The 20,810-nt window shown below is 66.9% G+C and carries 25 protein-coding genes and 1 tRNA gene; 12 read left to right on the top strand and 14 right to left on the bottom strand.

Annotation, left to right across the window (positions count from 1 at the left end; genetic code table 11):
- Positions 1–33 precede the first annotated feature (33 nt).
- Positions 34–1,458, bottom strand: a complete 1,425-nt coding sequence (locus C474_RS12070) for an MATE family efflux transporter (RefSeq protein ID WP_008387143.1) — start codon at positions 1,456–1,458, stop codon at positions 34–36.
- Positions 1,459–1,529: 71 nt separating this feature from the next.
- Here C474_RS12070 and C474_RS12065 point away from each other — a divergent pair, with 71 nt between their 5' ends.
- From C474_RS12065 to C474_RS12045, 5 genes are all read left to right on the top strand, one after another.
- Positions 1,530–1,946, top strand: coding sequence for a gamma-glutamylcyclotransferase family protein (locus C474_RS12065; protein ID WP_008387141.1), 417 nt, complete (start codon positions 1,530–1,532; stop codon positions 1,944–1,946).
- A 241-nt stretch (positions 1,947–2,187) separates the two neighbouring features.
- Positions 2,188–3,399, top strand: coding sequence for a threonine ammonia-lyase (gene ilvA, locus C474_RS12060; RefSeq protein WP_008387138.1), 1,212 nt, complete (start codon positions 2,188–2,190; stop codon positions 3,397–3,399).
- 96 nt (positions 3,400–3,495) lie between these two features.
- The gene (locus tag C474_RS12055) at positions 3,496–3,879 is read left to right on the top strand and encodes a Rid family detoxifying hydrolase (protein ID WP_008387136.1); all 384 of its coding nucleotides are present in this window, start codon (positions 3,496–3,498) and stop codon (positions 3,877–3,879) included.
- 1 nt (position 3,880) lies between these two features.
- Complete coding sequence (locus tag C474_RS12050) at positions 3,881–4,087, top strand: hypothetical protein (protein WP_008387135.1); 207 nt, start codon at positions 3,881–3,883, stop codon at positions 4,085–4,087.
- A 27-nt stretch (positions 4,088–4,114) separates the two neighbouring features.
- Positions 4,115–4,195 (top strand) — tRNA-Ser (locus tag C474_RS12045).
- A gap of 138 nt (positions 4,196–4,333) precedes the next feature.
- Here C474_RS12045 and C474_RS12040 read toward each other — a convergent pair.
- Positions 4,334–4,657: a fibronectin type III-like domain-contianing protein gene (locus C474_RS12040; protein ID WP_160166836.1), complete on the bottom strand. Its 324-nt coding sequence runs from the start codon at positions 4,655–4,657 to the stop codon at positions 4,334–4,336.
- 278 nt (positions 4,658–4,935) lie between these two features.
- Here C474_RS12040 and C474_RS12035 point away from each other — a divergent pair, with 278 nt between their 5' ends.
- Positions 4,936–5,115: a hypothetical protein gene (locus C474_RS12035; RefSeq protein ID WP_049916939.1), complete on the top strand. Its 180-nt coding sequence runs from the start codon at positions 4,936–4,938 to the stop codon at positions 5,113–5,115.
- Positions 5,116–5,463: 348 nt separating this feature from the next.
- Complete coding sequence (gene thsB, locus C474_RS12030) at positions 5,464–7,098, top strand: thermosome subunit beta (protein WP_008387133.1); 1,635 nt, start codon at positions 5,464–5,466, stop codon at positions 7,096–7,098.
- A gap of 204 nt (positions 7,099–7,302) precedes the next feature.
- Here thsB and C474_RS12025 read toward each other — a convergent pair whose 3' ends face one another.
- Positions 7,303–8,376, bottom strand: coding sequence for a cupredoxin domain-containing protein (locus C474_RS12025; RefSeq protein WP_008387132.1), 1,074 nt, complete (start codon positions 8,374–8,376; stop codon positions 7,303–7,305).
- A gap of 276 nt (positions 8,377–8,652) precedes the next feature.
- Between C474_RS12025 and C474_RS12020 the strand changes: the two genes are divergently transcribed.
- Positions 8,653–9,669, top strand: coding sequence for an ornithine cyclodeaminase family protein (locus C474_RS12020; RefSeq protein ID WP_008387131.1), 1,017 nt, complete (start codon positions 8,653–8,655; stop codon positions 9,667–9,669).
- Between the two features lie 15 nt (positions 9,670–9,684).
- On the opposite strand, the gene C474_RS12015 is transcribed toward C474_RS12020, so the two are convergent.
- The 5 genes from C474_RS12015 to pheA all read right to left on the bottom strand — a co-directional run bounded on the left by C474_RS12015 (position 9,685) and on the right by pheA (position 15,375).
- Positions 9,685–9,918, bottom strand: coding sequence for a DUF7535 family protein (locus tag C474_RS12015; RefSeq protein ID WP_049916957.1), 234 nt, complete (start codon positions 9,916–9,918; stop codon positions 9,685–9,687).
- Positions 9,919–10,177: 259 nt separating this feature from the next.
- On the bottom strand, positions 10,178–13,045 hold the full coding sequence (leuS, locus tag C474_RS12010; protein WP_008387129.1) for a leucine--tRNA ligase: 2,868 nt from the start codon (positions 13,043–13,045) through the stop codon (positions 10,178–10,180).
- Between the two features lie 421 nt (positions 13,046–13,466).
- Positions 13,467–13,922, bottom strand: coding sequence for an Hsp20/alpha crystallin family protein (locus tag C474_RS12005; RefSeq protein WP_049916938.1), 456 nt, complete (start codon positions 13,920–13,922; stop codon positions 13,467–13,469).
- Positions 13,923–14,062: 140 nt separating this feature from the next.
- Complete coding sequence (gene hsp14 / locus C474_RS12000) at positions 14,063–14,479, bottom strand: archaeal heat shock protein Hsp14 (protein WP_008387127.1); 417 nt, start codon at positions 14,477–14,479, stop codon at positions 14,063–14,065.
- 89 nt (positions 14,480–14,568) lie between these two features.
- Positions 14,569–15,375, bottom strand: a complete 807-nt coding sequence (gene pheA / locus C474_RS11995) for a prephenate dehydratase (protein WP_008387125.1) — start codon at positions 15,373–15,375, stop codon at positions 14,569–14,571.
- A gap of 123 nt (positions 15,376–15,498) precedes the next feature.
- Here pheA and C474_RS11990 point away from each other — a divergent pair, with 123 nt between their 5' ends.
- Entirely contained in the window at positions 15,499–16,077 is a 579-nt protein-coding gene (locus C474_RS11990) for a hypothetical protein (RefSeq protein ID WP_049916937.1), read from the top strand.
- A gap of 15 nt (positions 16,078–16,092) precedes the next feature.
- Here C474_RS11990 and hisH read toward each other — a convergent pair whose 3' ends face one another.
- On the bottom strand, positions 16,093–16,755 hold the full coding sequence (gene hisH, locus C474_RS11985) for an imidazole glycerol phosphate synthase subunit HisH (protein WP_008387123.1): 663 nt from the start codon (positions 16,753–16,755) through the stop codon (positions 16,093–16,095).
- A 226-nt stretch (positions 16,756–16,981) separates the two neighbouring features.
- On the opposite strand from hisH, the gene C474_RS11980 reads away from it, so the two are divergent.
- On the top strand, positions 16,982–17,632 hold the full coding sequence (locus C474_RS11980; protein WP_049916936.1) for a DUF6498-containing protein: 651 nt from the start codon (positions 16,982–16,984) through the stop codon (positions 17,630–17,632).
- A 55-nt stretch (positions 17,633–17,687) separates the two neighbouring features.
- Here the strand turns inward: C474_RS11980 and C474_RS11975 are convergent, their stop codons facing one another.
- From C474_RS11975 to C474_RS11965, 3 genes are read right to left on the bottom strand one after another with little or no spacing between them, the layout of a single operon-like run.
- Positions 17,688–18,290 carry a uracil-DNA glycosylase gene (locus C474_RS11975; protein WP_008387121.1) on the bottom strand — a complete coding sequence of 201 codons (603 nt, stop codon included), beginning with the start codon at positions 18,288–18,290 and terminating at the stop codon, positions 17,688–17,690.
- Positions 18,291–18,342: 52 nt separating this feature from the next.
- Positions 18,343–18,957: an endonuclease dU gene (locus tag C474_RS11970; RefSeq protein ID WP_049916956.1), complete on the bottom strand. Its 615-nt coding sequence runs from the start codon at positions 18,955–18,957 to the stop codon at positions 18,343–18,345.
- 34 nt (positions 18,958–18,991) lie between these two features.
- Positions 18,992–19,168, bottom strand: a complete 177-nt coding sequence (locus C474_RS11965; RefSeq protein WP_008387119.1) for a DUF5786 family protein — start codon at positions 19,166–19,168, stop codon at positions 18,992–18,994.
- A gap of 165 nt (positions 19,169–19,333) precedes the next feature.
- Here C474_RS11965 and C474_RS11960 point away from each other — a divergent pair, with 165 nt between their 5' ends.
- Positions 19,334–19,960, top strand: a complete 627-nt coding sequence (locus C474_RS11960) for an MBL fold metallo-hydrolase (RefSeq protein WP_008387118.1) — start codon at positions 19,334–19,336, stop codon at positions 19,958–19,960.
- Positions 19,961–19,982: 22 nt separating this feature from the next.
- On the opposite strand, the gene C474_RS11955 is transcribed toward C474_RS11960, so the two are convergent.
- Both C474_RS11955 and C474_RS11950 read right to left on the bottom strand, forming a co-directional pair.
- Positions 19,983–20,132 carry a 50S ribosomal protein L40e gene (locus C474_RS11955; RefSeq protein WP_008387117.1) on the bottom strand — a complete coding sequence of 50 codons (150 nt, stop codon included), beginning with the start codon at positions 20,130–20,132 and terminating at the stop codon, positions 19,983–19,985.
- Positions 20,133–20,243: 111 nt separating this feature from the next.
- Positions 20,244–20,510, bottom strand: coding sequence for a thioredoxin domain-containing protein (locus tag C474_RS11950; RefSeq protein ID WP_008387116.1), 267 nt, complete (start codon positions 20,508–20,510; stop codon positions 20,244–20,246).
- Positions 20,511–20,616: 106 nt separating this feature from the next.
- On the opposite strand from C474_RS11950, the gene C474_RS11945 reads away from it, so the two are divergent.
- Entirely contained in the window at positions 20,617–20,781 is a 165-nt protein-coding gene (locus tag C474_RS11945; RefSeq protein WP_008387115.1) for a preprotein translocase subunit Sec61beta, read from the top strand.
- Positions 20,782–20,810: the final 29 nt, after the last annotated feature.

Below are 20,810 nucleotides of genomic sequence, written 5' to 3'. Positions count from 1 at the left end.
GTTCTCCGCTTTTCTCCGTCGTCGATTTCCCGTTCAGTCGTCCCCGTCGACGCTCCCGCGTTCGCGCAGGAGACCCGCCGCCGTCCCCGCCCAGTCGGCGTACCGGAACGCGACGACGACGAACAGACTCATCCACGCGTACGCGAGGAACACGCCGGCGTAGACGCCGAACAGACCCATCTCGAACCGCTCGACGGCGAGGTAGGAGAAGCCGACGAAGAAGCCGAACATCCCCGTCAGTCGCGCGAGGAAGGGGAGCCGCGTCGCCCCCGCGCCCTGTAACGCCCCCGACAGCGAGACGAACAGCGCCAGCAGGGGGGCCGAGACGCCGTAGACGACGGCGAACTCGGCGGCGTATTCGAGCGCCGCGTCCGACCCGCCGAAGCCGAGGGCGGCGACGACGGGGTCGGCGAAGGCGACGAGCAGGAGGCCGATGACGCCGACGGTGCAGAGCGAGAGGGCGGCCGTCGCCCACCCCTCGTACCGGGCCGTCGACGGGTCCTCCCGGCCGAGCGCTTGGCCGACGAGGACGCTCGCGGCGACGTTGTAGCCGCGGACGAGCGGTCCCGTCACCTGCTGGTAGACGCGCCGGCCGATTTGGAACCCCGCGTTCGCCACGTCGCCAGGCGACGCCTGGCGGGCCGCCGGGGTTCCCCCGGCGACGTCTCCGAGCGAGAGCAGCAGCGCGTTGAACGGGAACTCCGCGAGTTCGGCGGTGAACCCCTCCGCGATTCGGGGAAGGCTGACCCGGACGAGTTGCGCGCCGACGGTGGGGTCCGTCGGCCGCGCGAACGCGACGGGCGAGGACGGGCGGTACGTGGCGGCCAAGAGGAGGACGGCCGAGAGGACGTTGGCCGTCGAGGTGGCGAGGCCGACGCCGAAGACGCCGAGTTTCGGGAGACCGACCAGACCGAACCCGAGACCGACCGACAGCGAGACGTTGAGGACGTTGGCGACGACGTTGACGTACATCGGGGTTCGGGTGTCGCCGAGTCCCTGCAGGGCGCGCGCGGCGACGAGGACGACGAGTCGGGCGGGCGCGGTGGCGAAGATGACCGCGAGGTAGGTGCCGCCGAGGCGGACGGCGTCGTCGCTGGCGGGAAACAGACCGACCAACGCGTCGCCGAGGAAGTGGCCGGCGAGCACGAACGGCAGGCCGACGAGGAAGGCGACGAGTATCGCCTGCGTCACCGCCTCGTCGCGGTTGGCGTCGGCCCCGCTTCCCGTGTCCTGACTGGAGAGGGCGATGGCGGCGCCGCCGAGTCCGAGGCCGATGCGGAGGGGAAAGCGGGCGAACAGGTCCGCGAGGCCGATGGCGACGACGGCGGCGGGCGACAGCGCCGCGGTCACCAACACGTCGACGGTGCGCATGAGCGTCCGCGTCGTCTGCTCGGCCATGACGGGCCACGCCAGCGAGAACACCCGTCGCCAGACGCCGCGGAGTCGCCCGGTGTCCATGCGGCCACGAGTCGTGGGGCGCGCTTGACGGTACCGGAAACGGAAGGACCCTCGGCGTCGAACGGCCCGTCATGCCCCCGTTCTTCGTCTACGGGACGCTCACCGACTCCGGTCAGGTGGACCGACTCCTCGACGACTGGTCGTTCGGCCCCGACGCGCGCGTCGACGGACTCCACCGCGCCGCGGGACGCTATCCGACGCTGGCCCCCGGCGGATCCGTCTCCGGTCGCCTGCTCGAAACCGACGACGTGGCGACGCTCGACGCCTACGAGGGGGTCGATTCCGGCCTCTACGTCCGCGTCGAACTCCCGCGCGTGGACGGCGGGAGCGCCTTCGTCTACGTGGGCGACGCGACTCGTCTGAACGCGGACGCCGAGTGGCCCGGCGAAGGTGACTTGCGGACCCGCGTCGAGCGCTATCTGTCGGAAAACGATGTTGTAATCGAAGAGCGAGACTCAGGAGAAGACGGACGAACGACGACCGTCTGACGCGGCGTTGAAGGCGCCGCCGTCCGCCGTTTTCACTTCCGCCACGCCTGGAGGATATTTATATAGCATCCGAACGGAGGGACAACTGCACGTCACACGCGTGCATTCCCCCCTTACACTTCTCCGAGCGGAAGCGCTCGGGAGCGAACGCGAGTCCGACTCCGCTGCCGCGGGCGCACAAATTGACGCGTCCGAAAGCGTAATGCGAACGCTTACCCGGCGGGCCGCGGAATCGCGGCGTATGATTTCGCTTGCCGACGTCGAGGCGGCGCGCGACCGGGTCGAGGAGGTCGCAAAGCGCACGCCGCTGGACTACTCGTACACGTTCTCGGAGATGACCGGCGCGGCGGTCCACCTAAAGTTGGAGAACAACCAGCGCACGGGGTCGTTCAAGATACGCGGCGCGATGAACCGCATCGCGATGCTCTCGGAGGCGGAGAAGGAGGCGGGCGTCGTGACCGCCAGCGCCGGCAACCACGCGCAGGGCGTCGCCCTCGCGGCGACCCGGGCGGGCGTCGATTCGACGGTCGTGATGCCCGAGCACGCCCCTATCTCGAAGGTGAAGGCGACGCGCCGGTACGGCGCGCAGACGGTGCTGCACGGCGCGGACTACGACGAGGCGCAGGCGAGGGCGCACGAGATAGAGGCCGAGGAAGGCCGCACCTACGTCCACGCGTTCGACGACGACTACGTGATGGCCGGGCAGGGCACCATCGGTCTCGAAATCGTCGAAGACTGCCCCGAGGTTGACACCGTGGTCGTCCCCATCGGCGGCGGCGGTCTCATCTCCGGCATCGCCACCGCGGTGAAAGAGCAACTGCCCGACGTGCGCGTCATCGGGGTGCAGGCCGAGGGTGCCTCCAGCGCGGCCGAGTCGCTCCGGAAGGGGTCGGTCCACGAACTCGACAGCGTCAACACCATCGCCGACGGCATCGCCACGCGCCGCGTCGGCGACAGGCCGTTCGAGGTCATCCAGAAGTACGTCGACGAGGTGGTCACCGTCTCCGACGAGGAGATAGCCGTGGCGCTCACCTACCTGCTCGAACGCTCGAAGACGCTGGTCGAGGGGGCGGGCGCCGTCGCTCTCGCGGCGTTGGTCTTCGAGAAGTTCGACTACGAGGAGGGGGAGGTGGTCGTCCCGGCCCTCTGCGGCGGCAACATCGACATGAATCAACTCACCACCGTCGTCATGCGCGGCCTCGTGGAGACGGGTCGGTACCTGAAGGTGCGGACAGTGCTCCGAGACCGGCCGGGCGCCCTCCACGACCTGCTCTCGGTCATCGCCGACGCGCAGGCGAACATCTACGCCATCCGGCACGACCGGACCTCCCGGGAGATAGGGATGAACGAGACGGACGTGGAACTGGACTTGGAGACGCGCGGGCACGACCACGTCGAGGACCTGCTGTCGGCCCTCCGCGAGAGGGGGTACGCGGTCGAAGTCCTCGTCTGAGCCTCGACTGCGGCCGGTCGAAGCTCGGTCCCTCCACCGGAAAATGCAGCCCGCGATTCTCTCAGTTTTAAGTCGAGCGAGGGTGAGACGCCGCGTGTGAAGCGAACCATCAGCACGGACGACGCCCCCGCGGCGGTAGGCGCGTACAGTCAGGCGACGACGAACGGTTCCGTCCTGTTCACGGCCGGGCAGATTCCCCTCACCCCGGACGGCGAACTCCTCGACGACGAGAACATCGCCACCCAGACCGAGCAGTCGCTCGACAACGTGATGGCCATCCTCGAATCGGAGGGCGCGGACGCCTCGGACGTGCTCAAGGTGAACGTCTACCTCGACGACATCGACGACTTCGAGGAGATGAACGAGACCTATTCGGGGTACTTCGAGGAGGAACCGCCGGCGCGGAGCGCACTGGAAGTGGGGGCGCTCCCGAAGGGGGCAGACGTGGAGATAGAGGCCATCGCGGACGTGTCGGAGTAAGGTGTCTCCGCGCGCCCGGTCGGCGGCGCTGTGGGGTCTCGTGGGGACGCTCTCGTTTCTCGTCCTCGTGCAGGGGTACCGGCTCCTCGTCGGATCGCTGGGCGTCGGGTTCGGCGCGACGGCCGGCGTCGCGGTCCTCGTCGGACTGGTGGTCACCGCCGCGGCGTACGCCACCGAACACCGTCTCAACGCGAAAGGAAGGACTTAAACGCATCACCGGGCTACCTCGAATCGAGCCGGGATGGCCGAGTGGTAAGGCGCACGCCTGGAAAGCGTGTTCCCTTTGGGATCCAGGGTTCAAATCCCTGTCCCGGCGTTTCTGGCGCGAACTACCCGACGAGCACCGCGTAGCGTGTGCTCGTCGTCGTGAGCGTCGAAACGGTACCAAGGGGATTTGAATCAGGGAGCGAACGCAGTGAGCGACCGCGGTTCAAATCCCTGTCCCGGCGTTTCCCTACGAACTACTCCTCCGACTCCTCGGCCTCCCAATCGGCGTAACCGCCGGACCGGCGGTGAACGTCTCGGTCAGGTCGCCGACGGTGACGGCGTACCGGCCGTCCTCGATGGTCAACTCCTCGGCGTCGCCGTCCATATCGCCCGGGAGGACCAACAGCGTCTCCAGCGGAGCGTCGACGGTGACGCGCTCGCGCTCGCCGGAATCGAGGACGACCCGTTCGTAGCCCATCAGGCGTTCGTCGAGGTGGATGACCGAGCCGTACGACTGGGTGTTGTACGCCTCGACCACGTCGATACCGGCCCGGTCGCCGGCGTTCGTCACCGTCTCGGACACCCCGATGCTGCCGAGGTCGGCGGCGGCGGACTTCCCCGGCGAAATCCGGAGGTCGCCGTACTCGAACGCCGTGTAACTCAGCCCGTGGCCGAACGAGAACAGCGACTCCTCCTCGCCCAGATTCGCCGGCGGGAAGTGGTTGGAGGCGTTGAGCAGTTCGCCCGTGCCGCGGGGCCGCGTGAACGAGAGAGCGGGTGGCCGCCGGTTTCACCGTGCGAACATCTCCCAAAGATTGATGAGTGTGTCGCGAGTAGACGTGGTTGACAATGCCTGACACAAAGAACGGCAGGGAGCGCAAAGGTCGTAACAAGCGGAATCAGCTCCAGGAGAGTCTCTATTCCGAAGAGGTGGACGCTCTCGACACAGAAGACGAGCTTCCGTCGTTCGAGTCTGACCAACCCCGCGATTCGGAGTTCCTGGCCGACGAACTCCCCGACGGCCGCTAATCGTCCGTCGGCCTCCGACCACGCCTCTTCTTCGCGCGCCGACTCCCGAGCGACGGCGTTCGCTCGGTTGATGACCGAGCACCTGAGTTGCCTGCGACGCTCGGACGTCGGGTTCGTTCCACCGCTCGTTGGTATATAAACTACCCCGAAAGCCGCGTCCCGTCGCCGCGTTCGCACGCGCGACAGATGAACGTCTGCGGCGACGGAAACGCGACACGTAAGGAGGTTTTCGGAGGTTTCCGTGATTCATGGTGACATTCCGCACGAGCGAGCGTAGCGAAGGTTTTATATAGAATCACAAACAATCCTGCGGTGACTATGAGCCAGCGAATGCAGCAGGGTCAGCCCATGATAATCATGGGAGAGGACGCTCAGCGCGTGAAGGACCGCGACGCGCAGGAGTACAACATCAACGCCGCCCGTGCCGTCGCTGAAGCGGTACGCTCCACACTCGGCCCGAAAGGGATGGACAAGATGCTCGTCGACTCGATGGGCGATGTGACCATCACGAACGACGGGGTCACGATCCTCAAGGAGATGGACATCGACAACCCGACGGCCGAGATGATCGTCGAGGTCGCCGAGACCCAGGAGAACGAGGCGGGCGACGGGACGACGACGGCCGTCGCAATCGCCGGCGAACTCCTGAAGAACGCGCAGGACCTCCTCGAACAGGACATCCACCCGACGGCCATCATCAAGGGCTTCCACCTCGCCAGCCAGAAGGCCCGCGAGGAAGTCGACAACGTCGCCGAGACCGTCGACCCCAGCGACGAGGAACTGCTGAAGAAGGTCGCCGAGACCTCCATGACCGGGAAGAGCTCCGAACTCAACAAGGAGCTTCTCGCCGAACTTATCGTCGATGCCGTCAGCGGCGTCACCGTCGAGGCCGACGACGGCTCCCACGTCGTCGACCTCGAGAACGTCTCCATCGAGACGCAGACGGGTCGCTCCGCCGGGGAGTCCGAACTGCTCAACGGCGCCGTCATCGACAAGGACGCCGTCCACGACGACATGCCGACCGAGTTCGACGAGGCCGACGTGCTCCTCCTCAACGAACCCATCGAGGTCGAGGAGGCCGACGTCGACACGCAGGTCAGCATCGACTCGCCGGACCAGCTCCAGAAGTTCCTCGACCAGGAGGAAAAGCAGCTGAAGGACAAGGTCCAGAAGATAGTCGACTCCGGCGCTGACGTCGTGTTCTGCCAGAAGGGCATCGACGACATGGCCCAGCACTACCTCGCGAAGGAGGGCATCCTCGCGGTCCGTCGGACGAAGAAGTCCGACATGAAGTTCCTGAAGAACGTCGCGGGCGGCAGCATCGTCTCCGACCTCGACAGCCTCACCGACCGCGACCTCGGGACGGCTTCGATCCGCCGCGACGGCGAGGACGAACTGTTCTACGTCGAGGGCCTCGGCGACGAGCGTCACGGCGTCACGATGCTCCTCCGCGGTTCCACCGACCACGTGGTCGACGAACTCGAACGCGGCGTCGAGGACGCCCTCGACGTGGTGGCCACGACCGTCTCCGACGGCCGCGTCCTCGCGGGCGGCGGCGCTATCGAGGTCGAACTCGCCTCGCGCCTCCGCAACTACGCCGATTCCGTCTCCGGCCGCGAGCAGCTCGCCGTCGAGGCGTTCGCGGACGCGTTCGAACTCGTCCCCCGCGTCCTCGCGGAGAACGCCGGTCTCGACTCCATCGACACGCTCGTGGACCTGCGCTCGGCCCACGAGGACGGCGAGACCCACGCCGGGCTGAACGTCTTCACCGGCGAGGTCGAGAACACCTTCGAGGCGGGCATCGTCGAACCCGCCCACGCGAAGGAGCAGGCCATCTCCTCGGCTGCCGAGGCCGCGAACCTCGTCCTCAAAATCGACGACATCATCGCCGCGGGCGACCTGAGCACCAGCGGCGGCGACGACGAGGGCGGCGCCCCCGCCGGCGGCATGGGCGGCATGGGCGGCATGGGCGGCGCGATGTAAGCGAGGTTCGGAACGAACCTCGTTGTCGAGCGGGCATCGCCCGCGAGACGAAGTCGGTCTGAGTAGACCACATCACACACCGTTCCGAGCCTCGAATCGCCGCGAAACCGTCGGCCTGCGGACCGAACCGAATCCGATTTCTTTCGACGCCGACCCGAGAGCGGTCGCTCCGAGCGTGCGGAACAAAGAAGCCGAGCGGCGCAGTTACTCGCTCGCCTCGTCGGTCGAACAGGGCGGGAAGCCCTCGACGCGGAAGAACAACTGCTTGCTCTCGGCGGCGAGGTCCTCCCAGTGAATCTCGCCGTCGGCGACGATGTTCTCCGGGTCGAGAGCGGGGTCGCGAAGGACGGTCAATCCGGTGAACAGGGGGAGTCGAAGTTCGGGTTCGCCACCCTCGCCCCCCTCCTCGGTCGGCGTTTCGGTCGCCGTCGCCGTGGGTGCGTCGGTCGTCGTCCCCGGAGTGGCCGCCTCGGTGGCCGAAGCGGTCGTCGTCTCCGTCGGCGTGCTCGTCGTCGCGGGCGTTGGGGTTTCGGTCGACGGTTCGGTCGCCGTCGGTGTCGCAGTCTCGGTTGGCGTATCCGTCGTCGCGGGCGTCGCAGTCTCCGTCGACGTCTCCTCCGGCGGCGCCGAGCACGGGTCCGGGAGCGGTTCGTACCCCTCCGTCGTCCCGACGACGACGCGCATCACGTGGCCGAACGCCTCGTGCGGACCGCAGTAGAGGTCGTAGACGCCGGGTATCTCGAACGTGTAGAGCCAGTACGCCTCAGCGTTCAACACGGGCGAGGAGAACGGCGGGACGCCCTCGGGAACTCGTCGCATCTCGCCGCGCGCCGGGTGGTACGCCGTTATCGTGTGGTGCGGCGTCGTGTACGAGAACTTCACCGTATCGCCGGGGTCGACGTACAGGCCGCAGGGGTCGTAGAAAAACTCCGGAATCTCCCGGCCCTCGACCGGCCGGACCAGCAACTCGACCACGTGGTCGGGTTCGACGGGCGGTTTCACGTCCGGCGAGATGGACGCGAACCCGAACACCGGGTCGGCCGAGGGGGGTTGGTTCGTCCCGTCGTCGTGGTCGGGGTCCCCCTCGTAGCCTCCCTCGGCGGTCTTCTCGTCGTCGGCCGCCGCGGCCATCCCCCACGCGCCGACACTGCCGGCGGCGACGGCGCCGACGCCGGCCGCCCGCACGAGGGTCCGGCGTCGAAGGGCGAACGCGCCCCGCGAGTCGGGCATCGTCTCCGCGTCTGTCCGGTCGTCCGAGGTGGTGTCTGGATCTGACATCGAAGTATAATTACGGCACGTACAGAAAGCCGCTTCTGCGTATTACGGGAGTTTCAGGCCAGTGAGATGCTCTAATTCGCGTAAATGAAAACGATTTGAAATTACGGGGCCGGAGGTCGGTGGGTACGGACTCGGCGGACGCCATCGAGGAGAGGATTCAACTTAACTTTCAATTTCTCTCTGCGAGAGACATCTCATTCGAATCGAAGAGCGTACGTGGGAGTTCGTTCGGTTTTAGCATGAACTAAGTAACGCACTGTGCAACAGGGTGGTAAGATGCAAACGCTGCTCTTGAACAGCGACGACGTCCACGAGAACGCGAACATGGGGGACCTCGTCCCCGCCATCGAGGAGGCGTTCGCCGCCTTCGAACGCGGCGACGCGCAGATGCCGCCGAAGTCCTACGTCGACCTGCCGCAGTACAACGGCGACTTCCGGTCGATGCCGGCGTACATGGACGCGGGCGAGTGGGACGCCGCGGGCATCAAGTGGGTGAACGTCCACCCGGACAACGACGACAGATTCGACCTGCCCACCGTGATGGGAACGATGGTGTACTCCTCGCCGGAGACGGCCTTCCCCCTCGCCATCATGGACGGCACCGAGTTGACGATGAAGCGGACGGGCGCGGCCGCCGCCGTCGCCACCGACCACCTCGCCGTCGAGGACGCCACCTCGCTGGGCATCGTCGGCGCGGGCGTCCAGTCGTACACGCAGTTGGAGGCTATCTCCACCGTCCGCGACATCCAGGAAGTCGTCGTCTCGGACCTCGACGAGGAACGCGTCGCGCGGTTCCTCGACGCCTTCGAGGACGAGTTCGACGTGCGGGCGGGGTCAATCGAGGAGGCCGCCGCCTGCGACGTGCTCTCGACGGTGACGCCCGTCGAGAGTCCCATCGTCCCGCGCGAGGCCGTCGGCGAGCACACGCACATCAACGCGATGGGCGCCGACGCCGAGGGGAAACACGAACTCGCCGACGAGGTGCTCCTCGACGCGAAACTCGTCATCGACGACCACGAACAGACCACGCACTCGGGCGAAATCAACGTCCCGTACAACGCGGGCGTCCTCGCCGACGAGGACATCTACGGCGCAATCGGCGAGATAGTCGTCGGGGAGAAGGAGGGCCGCACCGCCGCGGACGGCATCTCCGTCTTCGACTCGACGGGGTTGGCGATTCAGGACGTCGCCGCGGCGCACGTCGTCTACGAACACGCCGACGAGAACGACAACGGCTACGAGTTCGACCTGCTCGGACTCGACGGCCGGGGTCGCGGCCCCGACGATAGCTGAACCCCGAACCGGTCGCTACGTCTCGGTCTCTTCGCTCGGTCCTCGCTGCGCCGCGAGGTAGTCGAGTACTTTCGTCACGACCCACACGATGAGGAGAAACGGGAGCAGGGGGAGAAACAGGGCGAGGAGGACCAGGAAGATGATCCAGCCCACGGAGTTCATGCCGCTGTCGGTGTGTGATTTATACCCCGGCGTCACGGTTCGGTAGACGCGTCGCACCACGCCCGGAGAGTCTTGGTCGTCTGCCATACCGACCGCTACGCTCCCCGACACAAAAATCCGTTCGTCGTCGGCCGTTCGGAACGGTCGCCAGCGCGTCCGTGTTCCCATCGCGCCGCAGTCGGGACACTCGAACGTCCGCCGGTCCTCGCAGTCGGACCCGCGCCGCGAGTCGACCCGACACATCTCGACGTCGCACTCGGTACAGCGCACGCGGTTCGTCTCTTGCGATAGAATTGCAAACTAGATAGCGAGGCGTATGTCGAAATCGAGAACCGACGGAGGTCGGTTACTCGACTTCGAGTTCGACGGCCGGTCGGAACGGAATCGCCTGCTTCGTCGCCTCGGCCTCGTCGCCTTCGAGACGGATCTCCACGTCGGCGTCGAACTCCCGCGAGAGGAACTCGGTCGCCGCCTCGTACGTCTCGTACTCCTCGAGGTCCGCCAGCGCCGCCACCTCGCCGTCGTCGCGGCTTCGGGCGAACTCCACGAGTTCGCCCACGAGGTCGTTGACCTCGTTGCCGCGTTCGCGCAGGTCGGGATTCTGCATCACCGTGCTCATCACGGCGCCCTGGTCCGCCCCCTCCTCGGCAACGGCGGCGAACACCTCGCGCTTCCAGTCGGCCGCGACGGTGACGACGATGCGGTCGGGGTCGGCCTCGGGCACGTCCTCGTCGGCGTTCGCCAGCGACTGCTGGATTCCCAAGATGTCCTCCGTCAACCGCTCTATCTGCGACTCGCTGGCCTCGGCGGCCGCGCTCTCGGCGGACGCATCCGGTTCGGGCCACGGCGCGTCCTCGGCGGGCGTACCGGTCAACCGCTCGTGAAGTTCGTTCGTCATGAACGGGACGAACGGCGCCAAGAGGCGCAGGCGCGTCTCCAGGACCTCCCGGAGCGTCCACCGCGCGGCCGGGCGGTCCGTGTCGGTGCGGCGGCGGTACCACCGCAGTTGCTCCTCGAAGTTGTAGAAGGCCGCTTGACTGGCGCTCCGCGTCTCCGAGGACTCCATCGCCTCGGTCACCTCTCGGACCGTGGCCTGCAGTTTCGACAGGAGCCAGCGGTCCTCTTGGGCGAGTTCGGGGCGTTCCTCGGGGGCGTCCGACTCGATTATCTCGTCGGCGCGGTTCCAGAAGCGCTCCAGTTGGGTGCGGACGGACTCCACCTGGTCGTCGCGCCAGTCGTAGTCCTGCCACGGTTCCGCCGAGTTGAGCAGGAAAAAGCGCACCGTGTCGGCGCCGTAGTCGTCGATAGCCGCGCCGGGGAGGACGACGTGCCCCTTCGAGGAGGACATCTTCTCGCCCTCCAACAGCCCCATCCCCATGATGACGATTCCCTGTGGCCAGTTCGGGCGGTCGAACAGTTCGGCGTGGTGGAACAGATAGAACGTCAGGTGATTCGAGATGAGGTCGTTCGCCGAGAAGCGGTAGTCGACGGGGTACCAGTAGTCCCACTCCTCGCGCAGGTCTACCGCGCGTTCGGGCGCGTCGTCGACGGCGTCGGCGCCGTAGAACAGCGTATCGAAGAACTCCCGGTCTAACTCCTCCACCGGCACGTCCTGCAGGCGGTGTGCGATGGTGTAGTAGGCCATGTAGACGGTGGAGTCCGACAGCGGTTCGATGACGAAGTCCTCGTCCCACGGCAGGCGGGTTCCCAACCCGTAGTTGCGGATGCACGGCCACTCGTTCAGCCAATCGATGGTGTGGTCGTACTCGCCGCGGGTGTTCTCGGGGACGGCGTCCATCTCCGAGACCACCTCGTGGGCCTTCGCCTTCCAGTCCTCGTCGTTGTAGCGCAGGAACCAGGTGTCCTGTTCGGCGACGACGACGTCGCCGCCGCACCGGCAGACGACGTGCTCGGAGAACTCCTGCATCGTCCCGAACGCTCCGCCGTCGCGGTGGGTGTCGCGGAATCTGGTACGGATATCCTCGACGAGTTCGCCGGCGAACTCGTCGTAGTCGTCGTTCATACGGCCCGCGTGGAACTCCTTGTTGTAGAGGTCCTTCGTCGCCTTCTCCAAGGCGGGGTCGTCGGAACTCGTGACGCCCGCCTCCTCGACGGCCGACTGTGCGGGAATCTCGTCGTAGCCCTCGACGGTCAGTATCGGAATCGGCTCGATGGCCTCGACGTCGGCCGGGTCGATACCGTACTCTTCCATCCGGGCGTCGTCGGCTTTCGCCTCCTGCAGGGCGACGTAGTCGTCGGGCGAGTGCGCCGGGACGGACATGACGACGCCCGTCGCGTTCTCGGGGTCGACGAAGTCAGCCGGCAGGACCAACACCTCGTCGCCCGTGACGGGGTTGGTGACGCGTTCGCCGACCAACTCGGCGCCGGCGGCTTCCTCGCGCACCTCGACGTCGTGCGCCTGCAGGCGCAGTTTCTCGGCGGCCGCCGCCGAGACGAACCACTCCTCGCCGTCGACGTCGGCGTAGACGTAGTCGCCGTCGGGGTTAACGTAGGCGTTCGTCACGCCGCGGACCGTCTCGGGGCGCAGCGTCGCCATCGGGACGACGGTGTCGCCGCGGCCGAAGCGGACGAGCGTGTACTCTTGGAACTCGGCCTCCTCGCCCTCCAAGAGGTCGTGGGTCGTGACCGGTTGCTCCTCGTTCGTGCAGTACTTGACGGGGTGCAGCCCCTTCTCCAGCAGGTTCCGGTCCCGCAGCGTCTCGTACTGCCACGTGATGAACTTCGAGTAGCGTTCGTCGTTCGTCGTGAACTCGCGCCGCCAGTCGACGGAGAGGCCGAGCGACTTCATCCCGCGCTTGTAGTGTTCCTCGATGAAGTAGCGGGCGAAGCCCATCGGCGTCTCCAGGTCCGTCAGCGTCTCCTCCGGAACGTCGTAGGTGTCGCGCAGGACCGACAGCTGTTTTTCTTCCCCCTTCTTCAGCCGTTCGACGGCCCCGATGATGGGCGTGCCCGTGACGTGCCACGCGATGGGGAACAGAACGTTGTCCCCCTGCTGTCGGCGGTACCGGGCGTACACGTCGGGGACGGTGTACGTCCGCGCGTGACCGATGTGCATCCCACCGCTGGGGTACGGGTAGGGCACCGTGATGAACGTCGGGTCCTCGTCGGCCTCCGAGGGGTCGGCCTCGTACCGGCCCGTCTCGGCCCACCGCTCCCGCCAGCGCTCCTCCAGTTCCTGCGGGTCGTATTCCATGTCTGTGTGGTCAGGATGCGCGCATAAATTAACTCCTATACCCGACTTTCGCGGCCGTCCGATGCGGGCGAACCAGAGTGGCGTCCGCAACTGAGTACGCATCCGACCGCACGGCGTCGTGCGGTCGAGCGAGCGGAGACCTGCGGACGCTACTACGGGCGCGTCCGTTCGCGGCGGAAGCGGAGGATGCGGTGGAAACGGAGGGCGCGGAGGAAAACGAACGGAAGACGGGAAAAGAAAGGAAACAGCGCGGACGGAAGGAGGCGGGAGAGGACGCGAAATTGAATCAGAGGCGTCCGCCGAGTGCGACGGGTAGGCGGGTCGAACGGCCGAACGAGACGAGAAGTGAAGCGCCGAGGCACGGCGGCCTCGCGGGCGTCGATACGCGTCCGGGAGGTGCGAGCCGAACCGGGTCGGTCGCTCACTCGATGTCGATGTGGCGGGACTCCTCGCGGTCTATCGTCACCTTGGGGAGGGTGACGGTGAGAACGCCGTTCTTGTAGGAGGCGGCGGCGTCCTCGGCCGTCACGTCGCCGGGGAGGCGGAAGGTGCGGCGCATCGACTCGTGGCGCCGTTCGCGGCGGAGGTACTCGCCGCCGTCGGCGTCGGAGTCGGTCTCGGTCTCCGTCTCGCGGGAGGCGGAGATGGTCAGGGCGCGTTCGGTGATAGAGAGGTCGATATCCTCCTTCTCGAACCCGGGCAGGTCGGCCACGACGACGAACTCCTCCTCGCCGTCGCGGACGTCGACTTCCATGCCCTGAGCGGAGGAACCGGTCCGGGAGGAGTCGTCGAACTGACGGCTCATCTCGTCGAACTGTCGGGACATTCGGTCGAACATCGATTCCATGTTTTCGAAGGGGTTAGAACGTCTCATCATTGGTAATTCACCGAGCGCTATAACGCCGTTCGAGGAGATAAATACCGCGGAACGTGGGACGACAGTTCGCACGGTAGAAGGCCCGATTCGAGTGAATATTCCGTTTAAGGGTGACGTTTCTGCGGTCGTCCGTCGCCCGTTCAGATGACGTCGATATCCGTCGACTCGTCATCCTCGTCCGCCGACTCCTTCGGGAGCGTGACGGTGAGGACGCCGTTGTTGTACGTGGCTGACGCCTCCTCCTCGACGACTTCCTCGGGGAGCGTCAGCGAGCGCTTGACGCTGCTGCGGGTGCGCTCGCGGCGGATGTACCGGTCGCCCGACTCCTCGCCCTCGGCGCTTCGCTCGGCGCTGATGGTCAGTTCGCGCCCGGACGCGGAGATGTCGATGTCATTCTTCTCGTAGCCGGGCAAGTCGGCGGTGACGACGACGGTGTCGTCCGTCTCGGAGACGTCCACCGAGACGTCTCGGAGCGAGGCGAGACCGGACTCCTCGAACTCGCGTCCCATCCGCTTGAAGAACTGTTCTATCTCGTCGAAGGGGTTCTGACGCGCCATGGCCGTGCGGGAGTTCGGCCCGTCCCGGCATCAAGGTTTTCGCAGATGCGGGTGCGGGACGGGTACGACGGACGGCCGGTCGCCGTCGCTCAGTACAGGACGTGTTGGGAGTCGTACGAGCCGAGGCGTTTGACCCACCCACGCGAGGCTATCTCCTCGACGGCGTCGAGCGCGTCCTGGGCGCGTTCTTCGTACAGTCCGGCCTCGAAGTCGACGTGGAACAGGTAGTCGCCGAGGCGGTTGCCGCTGGGTCGGGACTCGATGCGCGAGAGGTTGATGTTCCGCTCGGCGAACGCCTCGAGCAGTTCGAGAAGCAGACCGGGGTAGTTCGCGTTCGGGTAGACGACGACGGTGGACTTCCCGCCCGCGTCGGACCGGGCGGATTCGGGGGCGATGACGAAAAAGCGCGTCGCGTTCGAGGACTGGTCTTGGATGTCCTCGGCGATGACCGACAGTCCCTCGCCGGCGTTGTCGGGGTGCCCGATACCCGCGATGGAGGAGTCCTCGCGGGCGCGTTCGACGCCGCGGGCCGTGCTGGCGACGGCTTCCAGTTTCACCTCGGGGTAGTTCGTCTCCAGGTAGGTCCGACACTGCGCGAGGGCCTGCGAGTGGGAGGCGACGACGGAGAACTCCTCGGACTGCGCGAGGAGGGCGTGCCGGATGGGCGTCACTATCTCGCGGGTGACGGAGATGTTCGAGGAAGCGATGGCGTCCAGCGTCTCGGTGACGCTGCCTTCGATGCTGTTTTCGATGGGGACGACGCCGCGTTCGTACTCGCCGGTGTTGACGGCGTCGACGATGGCGGACACCGACTCGCGGAACGCGACGTCGTCGGCGACGGCGCGCGCCGCGCGGTGCGAGTACGTCCCGGCCGGACCCAGCGTGACTGCCTGCATGGACCGACGTTCTCCATCCCTCTGTAAAAGGCTCTCGGGTCCGCTCGTGCCGGTCGCTCCCTCGTGAGCGGTATTTCACCCGTTGGCGGGGAGTATATCACCCCCGCGCGTGTGGAGAGAGCCGTGAACCGAAGACGGTATCTCGCCGCCTGCGGCGCGAGTCTCGCCGCACTCGCCGGGTGCAACGCGCCCGTCGACGACGGAACGACGGACCCGAGCGGACAGGTCGTGAACCCGGGATTCGAGTCGGGGCTTCGGGGGTGGCTGATCGGCCGTCACCTGCCGACGGATCCGAACACGGGCCTCCCGGTGGAGTCGGCCGCGCGGGTCGTCGACGACCCCGTCGCCTCCGGCGACGCCGCCCTCCAGTTCTTCATCAACGGCCTGCAGGACGACGGCGTCATCTGGGCTCAGCAGGCCGCCCGCTTCGACGAGGTGAGCACGCTCTCGGTGTCCGTGCACTCGCCGGAGGAGTCGTTCAACACCATCACCAAACTCGCCGTCTACGCCGGCCCGCGACCCGAACGCGGGTGGTTGCGCGAGGAGGAGTTCGACACCGAACGAGCGATAGAGGACCGCGCGGGGTGGAGCCGATACGAGTACGAGGTCGACGCCGAAGACGTGGGCATCGTCGCCGTCGGAATCAGCGTCGTCTGGGAGACAGAGGTCGCGCGGACGATAGACGACGTGACGCTCTCCTGAGAGTTCGGTGAACTCCTACTGCTCCGCGCAGAATTCGACGAAGTTCCGGAGGATTCGGAGTCCGGTCTCGCCGGACTTCTCGGGGTGGAACTGCGTGCCGAACACGTTGCCCGCCTCGTTGGCGACGATGGCGGGGAACTCGACGCCGTAGTCCGTCGAGGCGACGACGGCGTCCCCGTCGTCGGGGACGGCGTAGTAGGAGTGGACGAAGTACGCGTACTGTCCGTCTACCCCCTCGACGAGGGGGTGCTCTCGCTCCACGTTCAGTTCGTTCCAGCCCATGTGCGGCACCTTCTGTCCCTGGTCGAAGCGGACGTTGCGACCGGGAATCAGGTCGAGACCCTCGACGTCACCCTCACCGGCGTGGGCGGCCTCCTCCGAGGTTGTCAGGAGCATCTGCATCCCGAGGCAGATGCCGAATATCGGCTGGCCGCGGTCGGCCGCCTCGGCGAGGGCCTCGCGGAACGGACCGGCGTTCTCCATCCCCTCGGAGAACGCGCCGACACCCGGGAGGACGATACCGTCGGCGTCGGCGAACGTCTCGGGGTCGTCGGAGACGGTCACGTCCGCGCCAGCGCGTTCGAGGCCGCGCCGGGCGCTCCGGAGGTTGCCGAGGCCGTAGTCGACCATGACCACCGAAGCCACCGTCTCGCGCGTCTCGGTCGTCGTCGTGCTCATACCGGAACTGGGAGGAGCGCGGCTAAGTGACTTTCCCTCGGGGTGGATTCGGCCGCGCTCGACGCCCATTCGACGGTAGTTTCGGAACGCAGGGGGTCACGAAATCAGAGCCTCCGCCCCGCCCGTGGACACCCGCCGTTTCTTCTCGCTCGGACGCGTACGCCGCCCGTGAGTCGTCTCGACCCGCCATCGAGTACCGTCATCGACCCCGACGCCGCCGTCGCCGCTGGCTCTCGGTGCGCTTCTCGCCGCCAATCTCGTCCCCCTCGTCGGCGTCCTCGCCCTCGGCTGGAATGTGTTCGACGTGCTCGCCGTCTACTGGGTGGAGAGCGGCGTCGTCGGCCTGTTGAACGTCCCCAAAATCCTGCTCGCGAGCGGGCCGTACGACGGGAGCGCGACGTTCACGCTGAACGGACGGCCGATGGACGTGTCCGGCCCGAAGGCCGTCGACCCGGACGCCGGACCGACCGTCCACCCGGAGAACGCCTTCCCGGCGCTGTTCTTTTGCGCGCACTACGGCATCTTCTGGGTCGTCCACGGCGTGTTCGTCCTGTTCGGCCTCCCGGCGTTCGCGGGCGCGTCCGTCGGCGGCTTGGACGTCTCCGGCATCGCCCTCGCGGGACTCACGATGCTCGTCAGCCACGGCGGATCCTTTCTCTGGAACTACCTCGGGCGGGGAGAGTTCCGGGACGCCTCCGCCGTGGAGCGGATGACCGAACCGTACCGACGGGTGTTCGTCCTCCACCTCACCGTCGTTATCGGAGCGACGCTCGTCGCCAGTCTCGGCGGCGCAGCGGTGCTCGTCGTCCTGATGGTGACGCTGAAGACGGGGTTCGACGCGGTAGCGCACCTGCGCGAACACCGCCGCGCGCAGTAGCGGAGGACCGAACGTCGCGGGGAGCGACGCGGAGAAGAGCACGGGCGGGGGCGCTTCAGAAATCGCCGAGGCTCGACTGCCCGTCGCCGCCGTCCGCGAGGCCCGAGAGGTCGGCCGCCTTCGCGACGGCGTCGAAGAACGTCTCCTTTTGGCTCCCGTCGTACAGCGTCGCCGCCGGGTGGACGCAGACCAGGGTGCGCTGAGAGCGGTCGCCGAGGCGCACGTCCACCACGTCGCCCGCCTCCTTCGTCACGGCCACCGAGCGGTCGAGCAGGTGCTCGGAGGGCACCTTCCCGAGGGTGACGACGAGGTCCGGGGCGACGAGTTCGAGTTCGCGTTCGAGGTAGCCGCGGCAGTTCCCCAGTTCCTCTTTCGTCGGGTCGCGATTCTCCGGCGGGCGGCAGCGAACGCAGTTCGTGATGCGCACGTCCGCGCGGGCCAGACCCACCTCGCGGAGGGCGTCGTCGAGGACGCTCCCCGACCGGCCGACGAACGGTTCGCCTTGCTCGTCCTCGTTGGCGCCGGGTCCCTCGCCGAGAAAGAGGAGGTTCGCGTCGTCGGGGCCGACGCCGTTGACGATTCGACTGCGGGACTCGACGAGGGCGGGACAGCGCTGGCACTCGCGGACGCAGAGGCCGTCCATCGCGTCGTCGCTCATAGCGGAGAGGCGGGCCGGTCCGACTTAGCGGCGGCGGTCCGGTCGACGCGCCTCACCGCCCCTCGCCCTCGCGCCACCGCCGGCCGGACCGGGCGAGGAGGCGCGCCACGCGGAGGGGTTCGGGGCGACCGCTCCCCTCGGGGGTGTACGCGCGGACGGCGCGCGCCGCCTCGTCGTCGTCGAGGCCGACGGCGCGGACGAACACGGTGTCGTCGCCGACGCGCACGGGCCGTCGCGGCGGCAGCGACTCGTAGACGTCGAGACGGGCGTCGAGTTCGTCGCCGGAGAACTGCTCGCGGAGCGCAGACTCCAGTCCCGAACTCGACTCGAAGGAGACCGAGAGGACGGGTCGCTCGGCGGCGTCGGCGAGGCGGCCGAGGCGGACGAGGTTGAACCAGGCGGGAGCGATACCCGCGACGAACAGCAGACGTACGTCTTCGCGACCGAGGTCCGCGAAAAGTCCGCGTATCGCGTCCGTCGCGTCCGCACCGCCGACGGTGCAGGTCCCGAACCCGGCGCCGTCGACGACGCGGTCCGCGCGGACGACTGCGCCGCACAGCACGCTCTCCGCGTCGGGTGACCCGCTCGCGTCGGCGCCCCGACCCGCGTTAGGTCGTCGGCCCGCGTACGACTCCGCGACTCCGAGCGCCCGCGTTCCCGACCTCAGTGTCGGCGTCACGACGAGTCGTCGGTGGTGATCGTCAGTCGTCCTTGATCTCTTTGAGACGGTCCAGCAGTTCGTCGTTCGACGCGCCGTTCTCGAAGTTCACCTCGCCCTTGTGGTCGCTCTCCGAGGTCGTGACGCCGTCGTTCTCGTCGAGATCTTGGTCGTAGTCCTGACTCTCTTGTTCCGATTCGTCGTAGCTCCCAAATCCCATACGCCCTTACATAACAGGTTCTCACAGAAAAGTGATACGCTAATCCGAATTTTGTTCGGTGTCTGAACGTAGGAAATATACGATTTTGCCCGATTCGTGGAGTTCGGTCGCCCGACGCTTGCCGACTCGGGGGACTTTTTCCGTCGCGGGGATGCACCGGACGGTATGGAGACATTCACGGTCACCGAAGGCGCCGAGCAGTTCACCTGTAACGCGTACCTCGTGCTCGGCGACCGGAACGTCCTCGTCGACGCCGGCGCGATGCCCGGCGTCGAGGACGTCATCGCAGAACGCACCGAGGAGTTGGACGCCGTCGTCCTCACGCATCAGCACACCGACCACGTCGCCGAACTCGACGCCGTGTTGGACCGGTTCGACGCCGACCTGTACGCCTACGCGGAGCACCCGCGTCGCGACGGCGCCCTCGAAGACGGCGACGAGGTGGCGATGGGCGAGGAGACGTTCGAGGTGGTGTACACGCCGGGGCACGCCTCCGACCATGTCTCTTTCGTGAGCGGAACGCGCCTGTTCAGCGGCGACGTGGTGGTGTACAACGACGGCGCGTTCGACGACGGTAGCTTCGGCCGCACGGACATGTCCGGCCAGTCGCGCGAGCGACTCGTCCAGAGCCTCCACGCGCTCCTCGAACGGACGCCCGAGTCGGTCGAGGAACTGTACGCGGGCCACGGCGACGTGTTCCGCGCCGAACTGGAGGGCGACTCGGTGCGCGAGGTGATACGGCGGGCGCTGACGCGCGCGGAGCGTCGCGAACCGAAGTATCCCGAGGAGTGAGAGAAGAGGCGAAACAGCCCGATTACGCCGCGCGGCGTTCCTTCGACTTCGGACGGAGGTTCTTGTAACCGCACTTGCGACAACTCGTCGCTCGCTGCGGGTTGCGCGCGTTGCAGCGCATGCAGATCTGCTTTTCGAGCGTTCGCTTCGTCGCGGATTCGTTGCTGGGCATACAGGGTGCTTCCCCAGCCGACCGTATAACGCTTGCGAGACGGGGGACGCGACGCCGTCGCTGGCGGACGAGGAAAGCCGACGAAAGTCGACGAGAGAACCGTGTCGTCGTTCAGGCGCCCGCCTTCTGCAGCGCCGACTCGATGTCTTCGCGCTGAGTGACGCCGACGAAGCGGTCCACGATGCCGTCGTCGTTCTCGACGATGAGCGTCGGGAGCGAGCGCACCTGGTACTCGTTGGCCACGTCCTGCTCGTCGTCCACGTCGACCTTCTCGAACTCGACGTCCGCGTAGTCGGCCTCTAGCTCCTCCAGGATGGGGTCCTGTGTCTTACACGGGCCGCACCAATCGGCGTAGAAATCCTTGAGTCGAACGGTCATGGTGTTCTCCGAGTGATAATCTGTCCCCGCGCATAAGGGTTTCTCAACCCCGCCCCGTTCTCTCGGAGTCGAAACGTTTAGGCCGGGGGCACTCACAGAAGGTGACATGAGCAGCGGACAGAACAGCGGCGGCTTGATGTCTAGTGCGGGTCTCGTTCGGTACTTCGACGCGGAGGACCGCAACGCCATCCGCATCGACCCCAAGACCGTCGTCGCCTTCGGCCTCCTCTTCGGCGTCCTCGTCATCGTCCTGAACTCCGTCGCCTTCTGAGGCCGCGAAGGGCCCTCCGAACGCTCGGT

The organism is Halogeometricum pallidum JCM 14848 (assembly GCF_000337095.1).
In the GTDB taxonomy this organism is placed as follows: Archaea; Halobacteriota; Halobacteria; order Halobacteriales; family Haloferacaceae; genus Halogeometricum; species Halogeometricum pallidum.
Note: the sequence above shows the minus strand (reverse complement) of the source record. Positions and strands in the feature narration are given on the sequence as shown.